Source organism: Bradyrhizobium sp. Ken64 (assembly GCF_055807555.1).
The window spans coordinates 1-1,436 of the sequence record NZ_JBVVPA010000069.1 but is presented as its reverse complement, the minus strand read 5'-3'; the positions used below and the strand labels follow the sequence as shown (position 1 = coordinate 1,436).

The 1,436-nt window shown below is 65.9% G+C and carries 1 protein-coding gene; it reads left to right on the top strand.

The window, feature by feature from the left end:
• Positions 1-106: 106 nt before the first annotated feature.
• Positions 107-1,381, top strand: coding sequence for an IS256 family transposase (locus tag AC0L2F_RS35655; protein ID WP_473251512.1), 1,275 nt, complete (start codon positions 107-109; stop codon positions 1,379-1,381).
• Positions 1,382-1,436 lie beyond the last annotated feature (55 nt).

Sequence of the window (1,436 nt, the reverse complement as noted above, 5' to 3'; positions counted from 1 at the left end):
CGCGCGAGGGGATGTCCCGGGTTCTGTTGAATTTCTGAAGAGGTCGGCGTTGCCCACCTTGAGCCGGTAGGCTCGGGGTGCTGATTCCACAAAGGCGAGCAACGCCATGACGAGAGATATCACACCGGCTGGTTCGCCGGCGACCGGGGCTGTGGACGAAGCGTTTGCAGAAGTGCGGGCGAGCTTCGATCGGTTCTGCCTTGCGGCAGGGATCGAGGCGCTCGGCACGATGATGGAGGCGGATGTCACGGCGGCCTGCGGGCCGCGCCACGATCGCGACGCGGCGCGGCGGGCGCACCGTTGGGGCCGAACGCGGGGACGGATCGGCTTCCACGGCGGCAAGATCGAGGTCGAGCGCCCGCGGGTCCGGGGCGTGGATGGCGGCGAGGTCACGATCCCGAGCTGGGAAACGGCGGCGCAGGAGGATTGGCTCGGTCGCTGGGCGATGAACCTGATGCTGATCAATGTGTCGACGCGCCGGTTCGGCCGCGCCGTCCGGCTGCCCGAAGGTGACGTGCCGGCACCGCCCGGATCGGGGGTTTCGAAGTCGGCGGCCTCGCGGAGGTTCGTAGCGCTGTCGGCGGCGCGGCTGGCTGACTTCATGGCTGCCGATCTGTCCGCGCTCGACCTTCTGGTGGTCCAAATCGACGGGCTGCATCTCGGCGACGATCTCGTGCTGGTCGCCGCGATCGGAGTTGACGGCGAAGGCAACAAGCATCCGCTGGCGCTGGTGGAAGGGGCGACCGAGAATGCCGCAACGGTTCAGGCCCTGCTGGACAACCTGGTCTCGCGCGGGCTCGACCCGACGATGCCAAGACTGTTCATCGCCGACGGCGCGAAAGCGTTGTCGAAGGCGATCCGCCGCACCTTCGGTTCGGCCGCTGCGATCCAGCGCTGCCAGATCCACAAGGCGCGCAACATCATGGAACGCCTGCCGAAAGAGCATCATGCGCCCACCCGTCGGGTGCTGCGCCAGGCGTGGGAGCTCGATGACGCCGACAAGGCTGAAAAATTGATCCGCAATCTCGCGCGTCGCCTCGACCAGCAATGGCCCGGCGTCGCGGCCAGCATCCTCGAAGGCCTCGACGAAATCCTGACTGTCGTCCGGTTGAAGCTGCCGAAGGAGCTTCGTCGATCGCTCGCCTGTACCAACATCGCCGAGAACATGATGGGCACCATTCGCCGCGTCACGCGCAACGTCAAACGCTGGCGGGATGCCGGTATGGCCTTGCGATGGGTCGCGGCCGGCATGATCGAGGCCAACAAGGGCTTTCGACGATTGAAGGCGCATAAGCAATTGTCGGTTCTGCCTGCGGCCCTTCAAGCTCACCACGATCGCATGACGATCAAGCCCGTTGCCCACGTCTCGAGGGCCGCGTAACATTCATCCCGGCAACGTCGGCCCGACGTAGTTCAACACCGATCGGGACATCCCC

Coding starts and splice junctions, on each gene's coding strand:
- AC0L2F_RS35655 (WP_473251512.1), top strand. CDS start 107: ATGACGAGAGATATCACACCGGCTGGTTCGCCGGCGACCGGGGCTGTG.